The sequence below is a fragment of the Vibrio sp. 811 genome, assembly GCF_033339195.1.
Genome location: NZ_JAWOUB010000569.1, coordinates 1 through 618, shown reverse-complemented (window position 1 = coordinate 618; position 618 = coordinate 1). Strand labels below are relative to the sequence as shown.

General features: G+C 50.3%; 1 protein-coding gene. It reads left to right on the top strand.

Going from position 1 to position 618, the window contains the following annotated elements:
• On the top strand, nt 1-618 hold a 618-nt coding region (locus R7Q46_RS28145; RefSeq protein WP_318078435.1), incomplete at both ends, for an efflux RND transporter permease subunit.

The window sequence follows — 618 nt, the reverse complement described above, 5'->3', positions numbered from 1 at the left end:
AATCAAAGCCGTCGACGGCATCAAAAAGACCGAGCTACCCGGCGTTCACCCTCGCGTTGTACATATCGATATGCCAGACGAGCGCTTGGCTCAATATGGTTTGTCGATCGCACAAGTTTGGAACCAACTGAGCACACAAAACAGCACGTTCGAAGCGGGAAAATTCGATGCAGGTACAGAGCGTATTCGTATTGCGCAAACCAGTGAGTTTCAGTCTCTAGAAGACATTCGCAATTTAATCATCAATGGTGGCACCGGCGAGTTTGGCTCGGGGTTGATTCGTCTTGGTGACATCGCCGACATCACCATGGGTTATCAAACACCAGCATTGGCAGAAAACCGCTACAACGGAGAGCCCGCTGTCACCTTGGCTGTGAGCCCAGTTCAAGGCATTAACGTGGTGTCACTTGGCGATACGATTCAAGACATCATCGCTAACTACCAGGCAACGCTGCCGCTGGGTGTCGACATCTCGACCGTTGCTTATCAACCTGAAGAAGTACAAAAGTCTATCGACGACTTTGTTGGCAACCTGCTTGAAAGTGTCGCGATTGTTGTTGTGGTGTTGTTGGGTTTCATGGGCTTTAAGAGTGTAACCAGCGTTGGCGCAAGCTTGCC